This window comes from Bacteroides sp. OM05-10AA, assembly GCF_003439055.1.
In the GTDB taxonomy this organism is placed as follows: Bacteria; Bacteroidota; Bacteroidia; order Bacteroidales; family Bacteroidaceae; genus Bacteroides; species Bacteroides intestinigallinarum.
Window position 1 is genome coordinate 81,702 of record NZ_QSUR01000003.1, and the last position, 20,002, is coordinate 101,703.

Below are 20,002 nucleotides of genomic sequence, written 5' to 3' on the forward strand. Positions count from 1 at the left end.
CATAGCGATTTTAACCTTGCTAAGGTTTTTAAAGTTTTTATGTCTCTGTATTCAAATTATTGCGTACATTTGCAGCTCCAAGTAGAAAAAGTAAATAGTAATTAGTAATTTGTAGTTAAAATTATGCCAACCATATCCATTCGCGGAAACGAGATGCCTGCATCTCCTATCAGAAAACTGGCTCCTTTGGCAGACGCTGCCAAGCAACGCGGAGTCCATGTGTTTCACCTGAACATCGGACAGCCTGATCTGCCCACTCCTCAGGCCGCGATTGACGCGATACGCAATATTGATCGTAAAGTGCTGGAATATAGCCCCAGTGCCGGTTATCGTAGCTATCGCGAGAAATTAGTGGGATATTATGCCAAATTTAATATTAATCTTACAGCAGACGATATAATCATTACATCGGGAGGTTCGGAAGCCGTGCTTTTCTCCTTCCTTTCCTGCCTGAATCCGGGAGATGAAATTATCGTTCCGGAACCTGCATACGCTAACTATATGGCATTTGCAATCTCTGCCGGAGCAAAGATTCGCACTATTGCTACGACCATTGAAGAAGGCTTTTCCCTTCCGAAAGTAGAGAAGTTTGAAGAACTGATTAATGAGCGTACGAAAGCGATTCTTATTTGTAACCCAAACAATCCTACCGGTTATTTATATACACGTCGTGAAATGAATCAGATTCGTGACTTGGTAAAGAAGTACGATTTATTCCTTTTCTCTGATGAAGTATATCGTGAGTTTATATATACCGGTTCTCCTTATATTTCTGCCTGCCATCTGGAAGGTATTGAAAATAATGTGGTACTGATTGATTCGGTATCAAAACGATATTCCGAATGTGGTATCCGCATTGGTGCGTTGATTACCAAAAACAAGGAGATACGCGATGCTGTCATGAAGTTCTGTCAGGCTCGTTTGAGTCCTCCGTTGATTGGCCAGATTGCTGCAGAGGCTTCTTTGGATGCTCCGGAAGAATATTCACGTGAAACGTATGATGAGTATGTAGAACGTCGTAAATGTTTGATTGACGGTTTGAACCGTATTCCTGGCGTTTATTCGCCCATTCCGATGGGAGCTTTCTATACAGTGGCTAAACTTCCGGTAGATGACTCCGATAAGTTCTGCGCATGGTGTCTTTCTGATTTTGAGTATGAAGGTCAGACTGTATTCATGGCTCCGGCTTCCGGTTTCTATACCACTCCGGGTTCTGGAATCAATGAGGTTCGTATTGCTTACGTATTGAAAAAAGAAGATTTAACCCGTGCTCTTTTTGTCTTGCAGAAGGCTTTGGAAGTGTATCCGGGAAGAACGGAATAAATTCAAGTATTAAGTATCAGGTATTAAGTATTTATACAAATTGTCTTTATCACTTTTCATAGCCCGGCGTATCTATCGTGAAAGCGATGGCGGAAAGCAGGTTTCACGTCCTGCGGTCCTCATTGCCATGGCGGGTATTGCTATTGGTTTGGCTGTAATGATTATTGCGGTGGCGGTAGTCATCGGGTTTAAAAGTGAAGTGAGAAATAAAGTTATAGGGTTCGGATCGCATATCCAGATTACCAATCTGGATGCGGTCAGTTCTTACGAAACTCATCCGATTGTGGTAGGAGACAGCATGATGACTGCTCTTGCTAATTATCCGGAGATAAGCCATGTACAGCGTTTTTCTACCAAACCGGGAATGATTAAGACGGAGGATGCTTTTCAGGGAATGGTATTAAAAGGCGTAGGTCCGGAATTTGACCCTCATTTTATAAAGGAATATTTGGTGGAAGGTGAGATACCTGTTTTCAGTGATTCTGTTTCTTCCAATCAGGTGCTTATTTCCAAGGCATTGGCCACTAAGATGAAGTTGAAACTGGGAGATAAGATATACACCTATTATATACAGGACGATATCCGTGCACGACGTCTGACAATTGCCGGAATTTATCAAACGAACTTTTCCGAATACGACAATCTCTTTTTATTGACGGATCTTAATCTGGTGAATCGATTGAACGGCTGGCAACCGGAACAGGTGACCGGTGTAGAGTTACAGGTGAAAGATTATGATAAACTGGAGGACATAACGTATGAAATCGCAACCGATATAGACAACCAGATGGATAAACTGGGCGGTGTGTATTATGTGCGTAATATCGAACAGTTGAATCCGCAGATCTTCGCTTGGCTCGACTTGTTGGATTTGAATGTATGGGTCATCCTGTTTCTGATGATAGGGGTGGCCGGTTTTACTATGATTTCCGGTCTGTTGATAATCATCATCGAACGTACCAATATGATTGGTATTCTAAAAGCATTGGGAGCCAACAATTTCACGATTCGTAGAACCTTTCTTTGGTTTGCAGTCTTTTTGATTGGTAAAGGAATGCTTTGGGGCAATGCCATTGGTTTGACTTTCTGTATTCTTCAGTCACAGTTCGGACTTTTTAAACTTGATCCGGAGACTTACTATGTGGATACTGTTCCGGTTTCCTTTCATGTATTACTTTTCGTTTTGATTAATCTCGGCACTTTGTTTGCATCTGTATTGATGCTGATTGGTCCTTCATTTCTTATCACTAAGATCAATCCGGCAAGCTCCATGAGATACGAATAATCCTCTTTTTTCCTATCTGATTTTTACTGCAAAAATAATTTGGTCCATTGCGTGATGTGGAGTGAATAATATGTCTATATTTGCGCCCAATTTACTTAATATCCTCTTGTAGGTTTAATTTTTAACCATTATGAATAATGTGTTAATTCTGTTGGATAATCTGGATGACTGGAAACCGTATTATGAGACAAGTAGTGTCCTGACTGTTTCCGACTATCTAAAAAACAAGCCGGTGGAAAAAGACCGGAAGTTAGTTATTAATCTTAGCAATGATTACAGCTATAACTCTGAAGGGTATTACTGTTCGCTGCTAGCCCAAACGAGAGGACAGAAAGTCATTCCGGATGTTGATATCATCAACAAAATGGAGGCTGGAACGGGGGTGCGGATGGATCGTAGTCTGCAAGCCCTTTGCTATCAATGGATACAGAAGAATGACATCAAGGATGATATCTGGTACCTGAATATCTACTTTGGCAAATGCCGGGAAAAAGGTCTGGAACGGATTGCGCGTTTTATTTTCGAGAATTACCCTTGTCCATTGTTAAGAGTGGCTTTAAATACTCATCCCAGAAATCAGATCGAGGGCATTCATTTTCTTCCCCTGAATCAGCTCAATGATGCAGAGCAGGATTTCTTTGCTAATACGCTGGATAACTTTAATAAGAAAATATGGCGTGCACCGAAGTCGGCAAAGGCTTCTCGTTACAGTCTCGCTGTATTGGTCGATCCACAGGAGAAATTTCCTCCCAGCAATAAAGGCGCTTTGCACAAATTGACGGAGGTGGCTAAGAAAATGAATATCCATGTGGAGATGATTACCGAAGATGACGCTATCCGTTTGCTCGAATTTGATGCCTTGTTTATTCGTACTACAACGTCGCTCAATCATTATACATTCCATTTGTCACAGTTGGCTGCACAAAACGGAATGGCTGTTATTGACGATCCGCTGTCTATCATCCGGTGCACGAACAAAGTGTATCTGAAAGAACTTTTTGAGAAGGAAAAGATACCTGCTCCCAAGTCTACATTGATTTTTCAATCCAACCATCATTCGTTCGAACAGATAAGCGAACAGGTAGGCGCTCCCTTTATCCTGAAAATACCGGATGGTTCTTATTCCATTGGTATGAAAAAGGTGTCGAACGAAGAAGAACTGCAAGCCAGTTTGAAGATACTGTTTGAAAAATCGGCAATCTTGCTGGCACAGGCATTTACTCCAACGGAATTTGACTGGCGTGTCGGTCTATTGAACGGTGTACCGCTCTATGCCTGCAAATATTATATGGCAAAAGGACACTGGCAGATTTACTGTCACTATGATTCGGGCAGAAGCCGTTGTGGATTGGTAGATACGATTCCTATTTATCAGGTGCCTCGTGTGGTATTGGATACAGCTGTAAAGGCCGCCAATCTGATAGGAAAAGGGTTGTATGGAGTCGATCTGAAAATGGTGGATGATAAGGCTTATGTAATTGAAATCAATGATAATCCGAGCATCGATCATGGACTGGAAGATGCCATTATCGGTGATGAAATGTATTACCGTTTGTTGAATCACTTTGAACAAGTGTTAGAAACGAAACATTATTGATTATGGAGCCGATAGTCGTCCGTAAAGCACAGCAGGCAGACATTCCCGCTATTTTGGAAATAGAGTGGGAGTGTTTTCAGGAAGATAGTTTCTCAAGGGAGCAGTTTGCCTATCTGATAAGTCGTTCGAAAGGAACTTTCTATGTGATGATGGAGGAGGATAGGGTGGTTGCTTATGTCTCCCTGTTATTTCATGGGGGAACTCGCTATTTAAGAATCTATTCGATAGCTGTTCACCCGGATTATAGAGGAAGAGGACTGGGGCAGATATTGATGGATCAGACGATTCAGACGGCCGGCGAATGTAAGGCTACAAAGATTACGCTTGAAGTGAAAGTGACCAATACTTCCGCTATCGGACTATATATGAAAAATGGCTTTATTCCTGCTGGAATAAAGCCATGCTATTATCACGATGGTTCGGATGCTATTTATATGCAGCGATTGATTCAATAATAAGTCTGCCTTTTCACGAAATCCGGTTTATCTTCTCATGAAATCTCCTTTTCCCCGGAAGAAACGGCAGAGTTTGAATTTCAATGACTGTATAGGTTGGATAAGGTCGAAAACAGGTAACGAGAAATAGTATTTCCGTCCTCCACCCATTTCTTTGGCCGTGCGGTTGATAACGACAGCTTGTATTGTAAAGCGCAATAGCCAGATCAGGAATGCGATGCCTGCTACCAGCCAGTGGAAATTAAGAATTCCGAATATGATACCTGCTATACAGGCAGCATAGAATAACAAACGGGAAAATGTCTCAAATCCCAGTAGGTAACGCTGTATTCCGTGGTAGAATCTGGCAGTAGCCATATAACTAACCTTTTCTTCTTTCCAATCTTTGTAGCGATATACGGGCTGTATTCGTGTGGTAGCGTTGAAGTCTGTTTCAACACGGGTGTTGGAGGAGGTAGCTAGCTCATTAATGAATAAATCATCTTCTCCACGTTGCAGATTCAGGTATTTGGAGAAACCTTTCTGTTGAAAGAATAGTTCTTTTCGGTAAGCCAGATTGCGTCCGATACCAATATAAGGTTTTCCGGCTAAAGCGAATCCCAGATAGCGCAAAGACTGGAACAAAGTATCGAATGCAGTACGTTTGTGCAACCACCCCTTTGTGCGGTCGTATCCGCTATATCCCAACACAATTTGAGTCTGCGGTGTGAAATTACGTGCCATCAGTTTTAGCCATTGGTTGCTGGCGGGCATACAGTTTGTTTCCGTAAATACCAGCCAGTCATGTTTGCTGGCTTTGATGCCTAACGTCAGAGCCAGTTTCTTATGACTGATATAGCGTGCACTTTCGGGCGTAAAACTATGGTAAAGATGAGGATATTTTTCTTCCATCACTCCCAGTATATCCTCGGTATCATCTGTGGAAGCATCATTGATGACAATCACTTCAAATTGTGGATAGTCCTGTTCCAGAATGGCAGGTAGAATTTTACGAAGATTTTCAGCCTCATTGCGTGCGCAGAGAATCACGGAAAGTGGAGGCAGTTCTCGTGTGAAATGCGCCTCTTCTTTGCCTACAGCCTTATTGTGGACATGTATTCGATTGTACAGGCCGAAATAATAAATGAGCTGAATGATAAAAAGAATACCTGCCGCCGATAAAAGAATCAGTTCGACAGTATTGAATGTAAATGTTTCCATCAAATTTTAGTGTCGTTTTTACAGCCGCAAAAGTACACAATTTTTCGGTAGTTCCGTCATCTCGATGGGAGGTTATTTCGCAAGTCGAGATATTCTTTCTTGAACATATCCACAAAAAGAAAGAATAATGAAAGCAGCAACGGACCGAAGATGACTCCCATAAACCCGAATATCGGCAGGCCGATGACTACTCCGAAAATAGTGATAAGCGGATGTGTATCCGCCATCTTCTTTTGAAGGATGAACCGGATAAGGTTGTCCGATTGCGATACGACGATAGCTCCATAGCCAAAAAGCCCGATGGCGTTGAACCAGTCTCCGCTGATGGCAAGATAAGCAGCTACAGGAAACCATACCAATGCCGTACCTACCATCGGAATGATGGTTGCAAAGCAGGTCAGGAATCCCAGCATCAGTATGTTGGGTGCTCCGAAAAGCAGATAGCCTATCATAGCCACGCCTCCTTGAATGATAGCCAGTAAGGGAATACCGATAGCATTGGAACGGACAATCATATTGATTTCGTGAATGACTTCCTGCGTATTGGTTTCATTAAATGGCAGAATGTCATTGACATAAGCTTCCATCTTTTTTCCTCCAATCAGCATGAAATAAAGCACAAAGATCATGACGAACAGGTTGATGGCAAGACTGCTGATGCTTTCCATTATAATTTGTCCGATACGGGGAAGTATGGACATGATGAATGACAGCGTATCTTTTCCCAATACATCGTATCCTGTTTTCTCTTTGATGAATTCTGCTACCTGTTGAATAGGTGCAATATAGGTCTGTGGATCCAGATTGATATCCTGTAACTTGTTTGCCACCATCCAGACTGTCAATCCCAAAGGGATAAGAAAGACGAAAATCGTTTCTGCGGTAATCAACAGTGCGCTGATGCTTCGTTTCAGCTTTCGTTTTTCTACCAGATGATTCATCTGTCCGCGTACAAGAATGTAGATGGTGAGTGCTCCCAGCAATCCCCCCAGGAAAGGAGTGATTTGGCGGAAGATGATGACTCCCATAAACAGGATGATGACAATGAGGGAATATTTCCAGTATTGTTCTTTGGTGCTCATATCGTGTAAAATTCGTTTATATGATAATAAACACTCGAAGGCCGTGAAAGGTTTGTTTTACAGTGAAATGTCGATATGAAAAATTGTTTTACCGGGACGGCTTTCCAAAATAGACAAATGACCGTTGTGGTTACGGATGATTTGTCGGCAGAGACTTAACCCGATACCGGTTCCTTCGGATTTGGTGGTGAAGAACGGAATGAATACTTTTTCTTGCAGTTCATCGGGGATACCGGGACCATTGTCTGTGATGTCGATAGATATATGCTCGTCCCGATATGCATAAATTTCGATTGCTCCGTCCGTTCTTCCGTCTAACGCCTGCATGGAGTTTCTAAGGAGATTGAGCAGGACTTGGGATAGCTGGTTCTCGTCTCCATCCATGTCGATGAATTCCGGCTGACAAGTAAGTGTGAAATGAATCTGATTTTCCTGAAAATCGGTAGACAGGAGTTCTTGCAGATTTTGCAGGAGGGCTGTTAGTGAAAACCGTTTCCTTTCCGGTTGGGGCAGATAGGAAAGACGACGGAAAGATTCGGTAAGTTCCAGCAGGCGTTCACTTTGTGCTTGGATGATATGAAGTCCGCGAAGTGTTTTTTCGCTGTTGTCCGGATATGCGGATAATGTTTGCGACAGGGAGATGATGGGAGCAATGGTGTTCATGATTTCGTGGGTAAGCACGTGGCTTAGTTTGTTCCATGATTCACTCTCTTTATCATTCAGTTCATTACTGATATCTTTGATAGATAAGATGGTAATCGTTTCGTTCTGTAATTTCATCTGGTTTTGAGACAGACTAAGTCGTTCTTTCTTCTCTTTTTCCTGCAGGATAGGTTTCAGTTGGTCGTATTGGGCTAGTTGCTGGCATCCCAATAAAGTCAGTGCGGCACTGTTGGCCATCATTATTTTTCCGGAAGAATCCCATGCCAACACACCGCTAGGGACTTCTTCCAATAGCGAACGGTAGAAATGTTCCTGCTTTGAATATTCAGCTTGAGTTCGGATGAGCAGGGTATTGATACGGTTGAGTGAACGATTCAGCATTTCCTGTTCCCGGCTGACATTGTTTTCAGGGAAATAGAGCATATTGTCTTTGTCTTCTATCGCATCGAAGAAAAGGCGTAATTTTTGGTTGAAAGAGTTTAGCTTATTCACTAATCTTCCAATCTGAAACAAGGAGCAGATAACCAGTAATATCCCTATTACCACTCCTTGTTGGGAAATAATGAGCCATAGACCTGTTCCTGCGGTAGCAAGAATAAATAGGATATGTCCTAATATGGTCCAATATATATATCGGCTGAATAGCATACGGCTTAGGGCTTAAATCGTTTCAGTTTATTGTAGAGCGTCTGTCGGCTGATACCAAGTTGTTCGGCCGCAGCAGTCAGGTTTCCATTATTTTGCAAGATGGCCGTCTCGATGGCTTGCCGTTCCACTTCTTCCAGATTGGGCACCGCTTGGACTGTCTGTGGTTTCCAAGTCTGTTTCACCAGAATATCTTTAGGACGTATCACGTTGCTTTCGCATAAAATAACCGCTTTTTCGATGGTGTGTTGCAGTTCCCGGATATTGCCCGGCCAATGATAGGAGCGTAGCTTTTCAATCGTTTGCTCATGCATTCGCATTTCCGGTCGTTGATATTTGGAAGCGAAGCGATGAAGAAAAGCATCGATGAACAATAATAGATCATCTCCCCGTTCTCTCAAAGGGGGAATTTCCAGATGGATGGTATTGATGCGATAAAACAAGTCTTCGCGGAACAAACCTTCTTTAATCATCTCCGGTATGTCTTTGTTGGTGGCGGAGATGAGTCGGATATCAACGGGAATCACTTTGTTGCTTCCGATTCGGGTGATATTTCGATTTTGTAGTACAGTCAGTAGTTTGGCCTGCAATGCAAGAGGGAGATTTCCGATTTCATCCATAAAAAGCGAACCACCATTGGCGGCTTCGAATTTACCCGGACGGCTTTCATAAGCATCGGTAAACGCTCCACGTTCGTGTCCGAAGAGTTCACTCTCAAAGAGCGATTCGCTGATAGCCCCCATATCGACACTAAGTAACTGACGGGTGTTTCGTGAAGATAAGCGATGTATTTCCCTGGCTAACATCTCTTTTCCTGTTCCGTTTTCTCCGGTTATCAGGATATTGGCATCGGTTTTGGCGACTTTAGTAACTACCTTAATTAGCTGTAGCATTGCAGGGGAATGACCGATTAACATTTCCGACTTATTCAGATTTTCATCACCGGATACTTTCTGGACTGATTTAGGAGAGTTTTTATGATGGGTTGGACGATTGTTTTGATAGGCTTCCTTTATTTTCTGTATCAGTATGTGGTTATCCCATGGTTTTAGTAGAAAATCTGTTGCACCATTCTTCAGTGCTTTAACGGCTAATTCTACATCACCGTAGGCGGTTAGCATAATAACAGGCAGTGATGGGCGGATTTCATGGATATGTTTCAGCCAGTACAGTCCCTCGTTACCATTGTTGATTCCTGCTGAAAAGTTCATGTCCAGAATTACAATATCAATCGGAGTGGTAGATAAGATGGTCGTGATTTGATTAGGATTGGCGGCTGTGCGGACTGTGCTGAACACATTCTCGAGTAATAACTCCAGTGAGGCTAATACACTCTTATTGTCGTCTACAATTAAAATCGTTCCTGTTTCCATACGCAAGATTGGGGGCTCTGTCCGTTGAATGTTCCTTTTAAGTTTCCGGGTAAAGGTATCTGTTTTTGATTTTCTTTGCAAGGGAGTGTCCAATAATTAGACGTTTTCATACAAAGTTTATGCTGGAATGAGTCAGAACGAGTTAGAACGGGGTAAAATAGGGGGATTCCGTCGGTAATGTCCAATTATTGGACGTTAGGGCGTTTAATTTTTGGACGGTGGAAGAATTATGTAATTTCTATTTGTTTTATAATCAATTATTTATGATTAGTGGCATTGCATTTGCTTTTATCATCCTGCTATCACACAATCATATATTATAAAGGATGAAAAGATTTCTTTTACTACTATTGCTTTCAGTGCCGGTTTTCTTGCTAGCCCAATCCGCTATGAGTCTGGACGATTGCATTCGTTTGGCTTATAAACAGAATCCGGCTGTACGTAACGGAGTTATCGGCATAAAGGAAGCGAAAGCAGATTATATAGCTTCTGTCGGTGCTTTCCTGCCGCACATAGTGGTTAATGCGGAAACAGGCAAACGATTCGGACGTTCGCTGGATCCTGACACCAATGGGTATACCAGTGAATCTTTTGAAGAGGGAACGGTGGGACTCGATATGACACTTTCCTTATTTGAAGGCTTTTCGCGTATCAATCAGGTGCGTTTCCGGAAAATGAACAAAGAACGTAGTGAATGGGAGCTGAAAGAGAAACAGAATGAACTAGCCTATCAGGTGACGGATGCTTATTACAAACTGATTCTGGAGAGAAAATTGCTCGATCTTGCTTTGGAACAAAGCCGGTTGAGCGAAAGGTATTTGAAACAGACAGAGGTCTTCGTGGAACTGGGATTGAAATCAGCCTCCGATTTACAGGAGGTGAAAGCGCGCCGGGAGGGAGATATTTATCGTTATCAGTCGCGCGGAAATAGCAGTCGGATCGCTTTATTGCATCTGAAACAATTAATGAATATCCAGCCGGGCGACACACTCGCTATTCTGGATACGATTACAGCATCCCAATTACCACCATATTCTGTTTCGACTGTGGAAACTCTATACGCACAATCTATCGAAATATTGCCCTCCATGCGTATGATTGATTTGAAACAAAAAGCAGCTCATAAAGAGTATGCGATAGCGGGAGGAGCTTTCTCACCCTCTGTCTTTGCTCGTTTCACCGTCGGTTCCAATTATTATAATACAGCTTTCTCGGCCAGGCAATTGCGTGATAATATAGGAAAATATGTGGGTGTTGGCATCTCCTTTCCCCTGCTAAGCGGTTTGCAACGTCTGACCAATCAGCGCAAGCTGAAATTGAATATGTATCGGCTCAAAAACGAAGAAGAACTTGAAAAACAACAATTATATACGGATATTGAGCAAACACTCCTTTCTCTTCACACCGGATATAGTGAACATCAGCAGGCATTATCACAACTTGACGCTGAAACACTGGTACTGAAAGAATCCGAACGGAAATGGGAAGAGGGATTGATTTCCGTCTTTCAACTGATGGAAGCCCGTAACCGGTTTATTGCTGCCAAAGCAGAACTGGTTCGTGTACGCTTGCAAATAGAAATGATGATGAAACTAGAAAAATATTATCGACAAGGAACTTTTTTATAAACCATTATGGATACACTTATTGAACGAAAACCCGGCATCAATCGCAAACGTCTTTATTGGGTCGGTGGGGTAATGCTCGGACTTGCTGTGATTGCCTATTTTATTTTCAGAGATACAGCCTCTTCTATGGCAGTGGAGAAAGACCGGCTGACAATTGCTACTGTCAAGCAGGCCGAGTTCAGTGATTATATCCGTGTGATTGGTCAGGTCATGCCTAGCCGGATTATCTATATGGATGCCATCGAGGGCGGTCGTGTGGAAGAGCGCCTGAAAGAAGAGGGAGCTATGGTAAAGGCCGGTGATGTGATTCTGCGTCTTAGCAACCCATTGCTCAATATCGGTATCATGCAGAGTGAAGCCGATCTTGCTTATCAGGAAAACGAGTTGCGTAATACCCGGATTAGTATGGAGCAGGAACGGTTGCAACTGAAACAAGAACGTATCGGCCTGAATAAAGAGCTTATCGGGAAGCAACGCCGTTATGAGCAGTATAAACGTTTGGTAAACGAACAACTGATAGCACGTGAAGACTATCGCCAGGCAGAGGAAGAATATATAGCAGCCAAAGAGCAACTGGCTGTTATTGACGAACGTATCCGTCAGGATCATATTTTTCGGGAAAGTCAGATAGGCAGTCTTGACGAGAATATACGTAATATGAAACGGAGCTTGGCATTGGTTCGTGAGCGCTTGGAAAACCTGAAAGTGAAAGCTCCGATTGACGGACAGGTAGGAAACCTGAATGCGCAAATCGGGCAATCTATTTCTGCCGGTGAACATATCGGGCAAATCATCACTTCCGACCTTAAAGTACAGGCACAGATAGACGAGCACTACGTAGAACGGGTACTTCCCGGACTTCCAGCCGACTTTACCCGTGACGGAGGAACCTATAAACTGGAAGTGACTAAACCCTATCCTGAAGTGAAAGACGGTCAGTTTCGTACAGACCTCAATTTTATATCCGAACGACCGGAGAATATCCGTGCCGGACAGACTTATCACATAAACCTGCAATTGGGTGATCCGGCACAAGCTATTCTGGTTCCCCGTGGCGGATTCTTTCAAATTACCGGGGGCCGATGGATGTACGTTGTCGATGAAAGTGGTACATTTGCCACGCGGCGCCCTGTGAAGATAGGACGGCAGAATCCACAGTATTACGAGGTGACAGACGGTTTGTCTCCGGGTGAGAAAGTAATCATATCCGGCTATGAATTATTTGGAGACAATGAGAAACTAATACTAAAATAATGAATAATTATTATGATTAAAACAGAAAAACTATCTATGCTTTTCACCACAGAAGAGGTGCAGACAAAAGCATTGAATGATGTCACCTTACAGGTGGAACAAGGAGAATTTGTAGCGATAATGGGACCGTCAGGATGCGGCAAATCCACCTTGCTGAATATTCTCGGTACATTGGATTCTCCGACTTCTGGTTCTTACTTTTTTGAGGGGAAGCAAGTCGATAAAATGACTGAAAACCAGTTGACTGCTTTGCGGAAAGGCAATCTGGGCTTTATCTTTCAGAGTTTCAACCTGATTGACGAACTGACCGTGTATGAGAATGTGGAACTGCCACTTGTCTATCTTGGTATGAAGACTCTCCAACGGAAAGAACGAGTCAACAAAGTGCTCGAGAAAGTCAACCTGTTACATCGTGCGAATCATTATCCCCAGCAGTTATCCGGCGGACAGCAACAGCGTGTAGCCATTGCCCGTGCCGTAGTGACTGAATGTAAACTACTGCTGGCCGACGAACCTACCGGAAATCTGGATTCGGTGAATGGCATCGAAGTGATGGAACTGTTGAGCGAACTCAACCGTCAGGGAACCACAATCATTATCGTCACCCACTCACAGCGGGATGCGAAATATGCACACCGGGTCATCCAACTATTGGACGGACAGATTGTAGCCGAAAACATCAACCGTCCGCTGGAAAAGAAAACGTCATCTAAAAACGAAACCGTATGATAGGGAATTACTGGAATAGTGCCTATCGGAATCTGATGAAGCGGAAGAAGTTCAGTTTCATCAATATCTTTGGATTGGCAATCGGAATGGCATCGGCATTACTGATGCTAACCTATGTCACTTTTGAGTTCAGCTTTGATAAAATGCACACGAAATATGCCCATATCTATCGGGTGCAAAGCACTTTTCATGAAGGGGAAGTCCTGACCGATTACTGGGCGACCAGCTCTTTCGGATATGCCTCGGCCATGAAAGAGAATCTTGCCGGAATCGAAGATTATACCCGTATCGCTACCCATCTCCAACCGGAGCAGATTGTGAAATATGGCGAACTGACATTACGGGAGAATCAGATAGCCTATGCCGATCCGAGCTTCTTCCGTCTTTTTGATTTCGAACTTCTGAAAGGGGATAAAAAGACTTGTCTCTCCATGCCCCGGCAAGTGGTAATCACCGAACGTATTGCCCGTAAGTATTTCAAAGATGAAGACCCTATCGGCAAAATTCTGATCTTTACCGGAACGTATGATAAAGTATCGTGCGAAGTGACCGGAGTCATGAAAGAAATGCCCTCCAACTCACACATTCATTATAATTTTCTGATTTCCTATGCCTCTCTGCCTCAATATATGCAGGAATACTGGTATAAGCATGAAGCCTATACGTATGTTTTGCTCGACTCACCGGAAAGAAAAGCGGAGATAGAAAAAGAATTTCCTGTGATGGCGGAGAAATACAAGACAGAGGAAGCACTGAAAAATAAGACGTGGGGCGTGTCTTTAATTCCCTTGGCAGATATACATCTCACCCCACAGATAGGCTATGAGACGGAAACCAAAGGAAATCGTTCTGCTATGATCGCCCTGATTTTTGCGGCTGTCGCTATTCTGGCTATTGCCTGGATTAACTATATCAATCTGACCGTAGCACGTTCGATGGAGCGTGCTAAAGAAGTGGGAGTGCGCAGGGTAGTGGGAGCTTTCCGCCAACAGTTGATTTATCAATTCCTGTTTGAGGCCTTGGTTATGAATCTGATAGCTTTCATATTAGCTGTGGGATTAATAGAACTGGTTCTTCCACATTTCAACCAATTGGTAGGACGTACAGTTACGTTTTCTGTCTGGTTCATGGATTACTGGTGGATTTTGCTGGTTCTCGTTTTCATAGCCGGAATATTTATTTCCGGGTATTATCCGGCATTGGCTTTATTGAATCGCAAACCTATAACCTTGTTGAAAGGGAAGTTTTTGCATAGCAAGTCAGGCGACCGGACCCGTCAGGTACTGGTGGTTGTCCAGTATACAGCTTCCATGATTTTACTTTGTGTTACATTGATTGTTTTTGCACAGCTGAATTTTATGCGCAATCAATCTTTGGGAGTGAAAACCAACCAGACATTAGTGGTTAAGTTTCCGGGACATACAGAGGGGCAGAATATCAAGTTGGAAGCAATGAAAAAAGCAATCGCGCGTCTTCCTCTGGTCTATCGGGTTACTTTCTCCGGTGCCGTACCAGGAGAAGAAGTGGCCACATTCCTTTCCAATCGTCGCACCAATGACGCTTTGAAGCAGAACCGTCTTTATGAAATGCTGGCTTGTGATCCTGATTATGCAGATGCATACGGTTTGCAGATAGTAGCCGGAAGAAGTTTCTCCGAAGAATATGGTGATGATGTCGATAAACTGGTGATTAATGAAACGGCTGTACGTAATCTGGGATTTGCCTCCAATGATGAGGCGATAGGCGAGTTGGTAACAGTAGAATGTACCGATGCGCCAATGCAGATTATCGGAGTGGTGAAAGATTATCATCAGCAGGCGTTGAGTAAGAACTATACACCTATCATGCTGATTCATAAAGATAAAATTGATTGGTTGCCCCAACGTTATATCTCTGTTGTGATGGCTTCCGGAAATCCCCGTGAACTGGTATCTCAAGTGCAAGAGATCTGGAATCAGTATTTCGCGGATTCCAGCTTTGATTATTTCTTTCTCGATCAGTTCTTCGACCACCAATATCGGCAAGACGAGGTTTTCGGAGCGATGATCGGTTCGTTCACCGGATTGGCAATCTTTATTTCCTGTCTCGGACTTTGGGTATTAGTCATGTTTTCCTGTTCCACCCGCACCAAAGAGATGGGAATACGTAAAGTGTTGGGAGCTTCCCGCTGGAATCTTTTCTATCAGTTGGTTAAAGGATTTTTCCAGTTGATTCTGATTGCGGTTGTTATAGCTCTTCCGGTAGCTTGGTTTAGTATGAATGCCTGGTTAAGGCATTATGCTTTCCGTACCGATCTCAAAGCGTGGTTCTTTATAGTACCTGTATTGCTGATGCTGTTTATCTCATTTGTGACAGTGGCTTTCCAAACAATGAAAATAATAATGAGCAAACCTGCTCGTTCATTGCGATATGAGTAATCTCTGAATCTACTCCATCGGATATTCGTTAATATCCGATGGATTTATGTTAAATGTTAACGAAACTGTTACTTCTATTAAACCATGTTATAAGATACGCTACTTGAGCCTGAAAATTTGGAGATATGCAGAAAGTCCGTATCTTTGCAATGTGTTTTTCATAGTATTAGATTTAAGGTTAACAAAAGATTGGCTGTCTGGGATAGATAGCCTTTTTTTATGCTCTTTTCCCAGCAAAAACATAGCGTCACTATCCGGTCGGGATGGTTACCCTATCCCACGAATATACCGTCACTATCATAAGTGGATACCGTCACCATGTTTAAAATGAATTTTTCTATCCTTTCTGTTATTCTATCATTCCCATCCTATCGTGAGTTGTCAATAAAATTCTAATATGCTCATTAGTTGGAATAGCAATCTGGTAATACGCTGATATTTAGTTGATTATATGGTTTATTTTTTGGTTTAAAACCAAAGCCCCGTTCCTTTAAAAGGAACGACCCGTTTCTCGGTGTGCAACGATGTGTTTCTCACCGAGGAACAAGACATGTACTTTAATTAAGTCGTGAAACTAGCTTAAATGTTCGTTTTTTTTGCAGAATGTACGACTTTGTAATTTCGGATTATAACTCCACAATATTAAAATTCTGATGACTGATTTCGGGCAATAGTATTTTAAGAATGTCCTCCAATTTGATTTTTAGACTGCATGTGTTTACGCATGGATGACATCCTATATATGTTGATTCAAGAATTTCTTTATCAATCAGGAGCTGTACTTTGTTCTCTTTATCGTAGATAAGACCTAGAATACTGACAGCCCCCGGAAAAGTACACAAGAGATTTTCCATTGCCTTTTCGGAAGCAAAAGAGAGATGGGAACTACCTATCTGCCCGGCAAGTTCTTTTGTTTTCAATTTTTTATTTGCGGGCAATAAGAGCATGAAGTATTCTTGCTGTTTATTAGTCAGAAACAGACTCTTGCATGAAGTACAACCTAGCTTTTGGGCTATTTCTGCTCCTTCCTCCATAGTCATTATGGCTGGGTGGTGTAGACTTTGATACGCTATTCCCTGTTTGTCAAGAGTGGCATAGATTTTATTCTCATGTGTTTCTGTATATTCTGAATCAGGACTCATATAATCGCTTTTTTTGATTGTTGCAAAGATAAAAGATACAATAGACATAACCTAGATTTTTATATGTGATTTTGTCTGTATCTTTAATTGCTTATTTTTGGGGGTATCCTATCTTATGAATTTATACCTTCACTATAATAAGTAGATATCGCTACTATGTTTAAAATGAGTATCTCTGCTCTTGCTATTGTTCTAAATGAGAGCTCAATATGTACTAAAAGTATGTTTCTCAACATAAATGTGCATTTTCTTATTATAATGCCCTTGCATTCTAAAAAAAATCTTTTAATATTGCATTTGTATTATTTGTCAGACAAATACTACAAATGATAAAATCTAATAATATGAAGATAGAAATTAATCAAACAACATTGATCGATCAGGTAGAAGACAGCTTACTTACCTACTTTAAAAAGAATGATTTGAGATGTGGAGATTCTATTCCCAATGAGAATAATCTGGCCGCAGAATTAGGAGTTGCAAGAAGTGTTGTCAGAGAAGCTTTGAGTCGTTTGAAAATGATGGGACTGATTCATGCGCGCCCTCGTAAGGGAATGGTTTTGACTGAACCTTCCATTTTAGGTGGAATGAAAAGAGTGATAGATCCTCGTGTTTTGAGTGAAGAAACAATTTTGGATTTATTGGATTTCAGAATCGCACTTGAAATAGGAATATCAAGTGATATTTTCCGTAAGATAACTCCTAAAGATATTGAGGAATTGAGCGAGATTGTGAAAATGGGAATTGTTTTCGAGAATAACGAGTATGCGTTAATCAGCGAATCGGCTTTTCATACAAAACTATACAAAATTACGGGAAATAAAATAATATCTGAATTTCAGGAAATCATTCATCCTATACTTGTCTATGTGAAAGAAAAGTTCAAAGACTACTTAAAACCTATAAATATAGAGATGAGTAAAAGCGGCAGAATAGCTACTCATGCTGATTTATTGGATTTTATAAGAAAAGGAGACGAGAAAGGCTATCGTGATGCCATTGAAAGACATTTTGAGGTTTATAAGATTTTTAAAGTGAACCGGAGTTTGGAATTGATGGCAGAGAAAAACGAAGAAGAAAGGATAGATAGTATATGAGAAAACAGTATTTTTTTATTTTATATTTATCTTTAATTTTATCATGTATGAATGCGGCTTGTTCGAGAAAAGGAGAAAATAAGATAGTAATGCAATGGGAAAACTCATTGTTACTTCCGGGATGTACCGGTATGCTGAAAAACGTTGGATTGGCTGGTGCATATTCAGGAATAGTAGAGGATAAATTACTAGTGCTGGGAGGAGCCAACTTTCCTGATAAATATCCTTGGGAGGGAGGAGTTAAAACTTGGTGGGCTACTTTATATAGTTATGATCTGCATACGGAGAAGTGGACTGTTTATGATGATTTCCTTAACAGCCCATTAGCTTATGGAGTTTCGATATGCTTGCCGGAAGGGTTATTATGTATTGGAGGATGCGATCGTATGCAATGCAGCGATAAAGTTTTTCTCATAAAAAAAGAGGGCGTTTCATTTGTAGTAGATTCTGTTAGTTATCCGGCTTTGCCGGTTCCGTTGGCAAATGCAACGGGGGCTATTGGGGATAACTGTATTTATATTGCTGGGGGGCAGGAAACTATGACAAATGAACAGTCGACCAATCATTTTTATATGCTTGATTTATTGCATAAAGAAAAAGGATGGCAGAAGATGCCCGGTTGGGAGGGACCATCGCTCGCCTATGCGGTAAGTGTGGTTCAGGGAGGACGATTTTATCTTTTTAGTGGAAGGAGTTATGCTCCGAATGAAGTGATGGTAGAATATACGGAGGGGTACGTATATGAACCAGGTAGCAGGAAATGGAGCAAAATAGCTGGTAATTTTCCTGTAATGGCGGGGACTGCTATTCCATATGAAAAAGACAAGATAATACTACTGGGAGGAGTTGAAGAAATACTACCTACATCTCCCGAGCATCCGGGATTTAGCCGTAAGCTACGAGTCATCAGTACAGAGACAAATTCTTTGGTGGATTCTTTAGACTGCCCTTATCCTATTCCTGTTACGACAAATGTGGTTTATATGGGGAATGACGTTTACGTGGTAAGCGGTGAAATACAACCTGGTATACGAACTCCCTTAATTTTGAAAGGAACTTTCTGAAAATAAAGTAAAATAACAATCTAATTAAATGCACTATGAACAATTATGAAAAACTGGAAGGTATGGTTGCGGCCACCTTCACCCCATTGGATGAGAATGGGGACGTAAATTTATCTGTTATTGATAAATATGCTGATTGGATAGCATCGACTCCTATCAAAGGGGTATTTGTGTGCGGCACAACCGGTGAATTTTCTTCATTGACGATCGATGAGCGTAAATTAATTCTTGAAAAATGGCTCGTTTCTGCCCGTAAGCGATTCAAAGTCATAGCTCATGTAGGCTCAAACTGTCAACGAAGTGCAATGGAACTGGCACGTCATGCTGCACAAGTAGGGGCCGATGCTATTGCTTCAATTGCTCCCTCTTTTTTTAAACCGGGAACAGTAGATGAATTAGTTGATTTTTTTGCACCTATTTGCCACTCTGCTGCTGGCTTACCTTTCTATTATTATAATATGCCATCGATTACAGGGGTTAATTTGCCGGTGGATAAGTTTTTGGTGGAAGGGAAAAAGAAAATACCTAATCTGGTGGGTACTAAGTTTACTCATAATAACCTGATGGAGATGGGAGTTTGCATAGAGTTGGAGCAACATCGGTTTGAAGTATTGCATGGTTATGATGAAATTCTTATTTCTGGCTTGGCTATGGGAGCTGTAGCAGGAGTTGGGAGTACGTATAATTATATACCTAATGTCTATCAGGCTATTTTTTATTCAATGAAAATGAATGATTTGGAAACGGCTCGCCACAATCAGATAAAATCCATACGTACCGTGGAGGTTATTATTAAATATGGTGGCGGAGTGCGCGGTGGCAAAGCGATTATGAAGCTGATAGGTATTGATTGCGGTTCTTGCCGGTTGCCGATAAAACCTTTTTCTGTTGATGAATATGAAAAACTAAGAGGTGATTTGGATGCTATAAAATTCTTTGAATTCTGAAGATAATAAAGAGGAGATGACAGTAAAAGTGTATTGCTGGGGTAAGCTACTTTACTTTCTGTCTATCCCCTCCAATCTAGTTAAATGCGTTCAAAATTACC

Annotated in this window: 16 protein-coding genes; 11 read left to right on the forward strand and 5 right to left on the reverse strand. The window is 41.8% G+C overall.

Annotation, left to right across the window (positions count from 1 at the left end):
• Positions 1-123 precede the first annotated feature (123 nt).
• The 4 genes from DXB58_RS03020 (at position 124) to rimI (ending at position 4,660) form a co-directional block, all read left to right on the forward strand.
• Positions 124-1,323: a pyridoxal phosphate-dependent aminotransferase gene (locus DXB58_RS03020; protein WP_004300623.1), complete on the forward strand. Its 1,200-nt coding sequence runs from the start codon at positions 124-126 to the stop codon at positions 1,321-1,323.
• Between the two features lie 40 nt (positions 1,324-1,363).
• Positions 1,364-2,608: an ABC transporter permease gene (locus tag DXB58_RS03025; RefSeq protein ID WP_199487889.1), complete on the forward strand. Its 1,245-nt coding sequence runs from the start codon at positions 1,364-1,366 to the stop codon at positions 2,606-2,608.
• A 130-nt stretch (positions 2,609-2,738) separates the two neighbouring features.
• On the forward strand, positions 2,739-4,205 hold the full coding sequence (locus tag DXB58_RS03030) for a RimK family protein (protein WP_117933914.1): 1,467 nt from the start codon (positions 2,739-2,741) through the stop codon (positions 4,203-4,205).
• Positions 4,206-4,207: 2 nt separating this feature from the next.
• On the forward strand, positions 4,208-4,660 hold the full coding sequence (gene rimI / locus DXB58_RS03035) for a ribosomal protein S18-alanine N-acetyltransferase (protein ID WP_199487890.1): 453 nt from the start codon (positions 4,208-4,210) through the stop codon (positions 4,658-4,660).
• A gap of 27 nt (positions 4,661-4,687) precedes the next feature.
• Here the strand turns inward: rimI and DXB58_RS03040 are convergent, their stop codons facing one another.
• Genes DXB58_RS03040 through DXB58_RS03055 form a run of 4 tightly spaced genes read right to left on the reverse strand, consistent with a single transcriptional unit; the run spans position 4,688 to position 9,623 of the window.
• Positions 4,688-5,860: a glycosyltransferase gene (locus DXB58_RS03040; protein ID WP_122135870.1), complete on the reverse strand. Its 1,173-nt coding sequence runs from the start codon at positions 5,858-5,860 to the stop codon at positions 4,688-4,690.
• 56 nt (positions 5,861-5,916) lie between these two features.
• Positions 5,917-6,942: an AI-2E family transporter gene (locus DXB58_RS03045; protein ID WP_004300618.1), complete on the reverse strand. Its 1,026-nt coding sequence runs from the start codon at positions 6,940-6,942 to the stop codon at positions 5,917-5,919.
• Positions 6,943-6,999: 57 nt separating this feature from the next.
• Positions 7,000-8,253 (reverse strand): PAS domain-containing sensor histidine kinase, encoded by a 1,254-nt coding sequence (locus tag DXB58_RS03050; protein ID WP_122135871.1) that lies wholly within the window; start codon positions 8,251-8,253, stop codon positions 7,000-7,002.
• 5 nt (positions 8,254-8,258) lie between these two features.
• Positions 8,259-9,623: a sigma-54 dependent transcriptional regulator gene (locus DXB58_RS03055; RefSeq protein WP_122135872.1), complete on the reverse strand. Its 1,365-nt coding sequence runs from the start codon at positions 9,621-9,623 to the stop codon at positions 8,259-8,261.
• 326 nt (positions 9,624-9,949) lie between these two features.
• On the opposite strand from DXB58_RS03055, the gene DXB58_RS03060 reads away from it, so the two are divergent.
• The 4 genes from DXB58_RS03060 to DXB58_RS03075 are packed head-to-tail and all read left to right on the forward strand — an operon-like array spanning position 9,950 to position 15,651.
• Positions 9,950-11,251: a TolC family protein gene (locus DXB58_RS03060; protein ID WP_195637176.1), complete on the forward strand. Its 1,302-nt coding sequence runs from the start codon at positions 9,950-9,952 to the stop codon at positions 11,249-11,251.
• Positions 11,252-11,257: 6 nt separating this feature from the next.
• Entirely contained in the window at positions 11,258-12,505 is a 1,248-nt protein-coding gene (locus DXB58_RS03065; protein WP_122135873.1) for an efflux RND transporter periplasmic adaptor subunit, read from the forward strand.
• A gap of 12 nt (positions 12,506-12,517) precedes the next feature.
• Positions 12,518-13,234, forward strand: a complete 717-nt coding sequence (locus DXB58_RS03070; protein WP_004304173.1) for an ABC transporter ATP-binding protein — start codon at positions 12,518-12,520, stop codon at positions 13,232-13,234.
• Positions 13,231-15,651, forward strand: a complete 2,421-nt coding sequence (locus tag DXB58_RS03075; protein ID WP_122135874.1) for an ABC transporter permease — start codon at positions 13,231-13,233, stop codon at positions 15,649-15,651. Before DXB58_RS03070 ends, DXB58_RS03075 begins: the two co-directional genes overlap by 4 nt.
• A 626-nt stretch (positions 15,652-16,277) precedes the next feature.
• Here DXB58_RS03075 and DXB58_RS03080 read toward each other — a convergent pair.
• Positions 16,278-16,841 carry a prolyl-tRNA synthetase associated domain-containing protein gene (locus tag DXB58_RS03080; RefSeq protein ID WP_122135875.1) on the reverse strand — a complete coding sequence of 188 codons (564 nt, stop codon included), beginning with the start codon at positions 16,839-16,841 and terminating at the stop codon, positions 16,278-16,280.
• 296 nt (positions 16,842-17,137) lie between these two features.
• Here DXB58_RS03080 and DXB58_RS03085 point away from each other — a divergent pair, with 296 nt between their 5' ends.
• The 3 genes from DXB58_RS03085 to DXB58_RS03095 are packed head-to-tail and all read left to right on the forward strand — an operon-like array spanning position 17,138 to position 19,901.
• Positions 17,138-17,890: a FadR/GntR family transcriptional regulator gene (locus DXB58_RS03085; protein ID WP_004304171.1), complete on the forward strand. Its 753-nt coding sequence runs from the start codon at positions 17,138-17,140 to the stop codon at positions 17,888-17,890.
• A 47-nt stretch (positions 17,891-17,937) separates the two neighbouring features.
• Positions 17,938-18,954 carry a hypothetical protein gene (locus DXB58_RS03090; RefSeq protein ID WP_122135977.1) on the forward strand — a complete coding sequence of 339 codons (1,017 nt, stop codon included), beginning with the start codon at positions 17,938-17,940 and terminating at the stop codon, positions 18,952-18,954.
• Positions 18,955-18,989: 35 nt separating this feature from the next.
• On the forward strand, positions 18,990-19,901 hold the full coding sequence (locus DXB58_RS03095; RefSeq protein WP_122135876.1) for a dihydrodipicolinate synthase family protein: 912 nt from the start codon (positions 18,990-18,992) through the stop codon (positions 19,899-19,901).
• Positions 19,902-20,002: the final 101 nt, after the last annotated feature.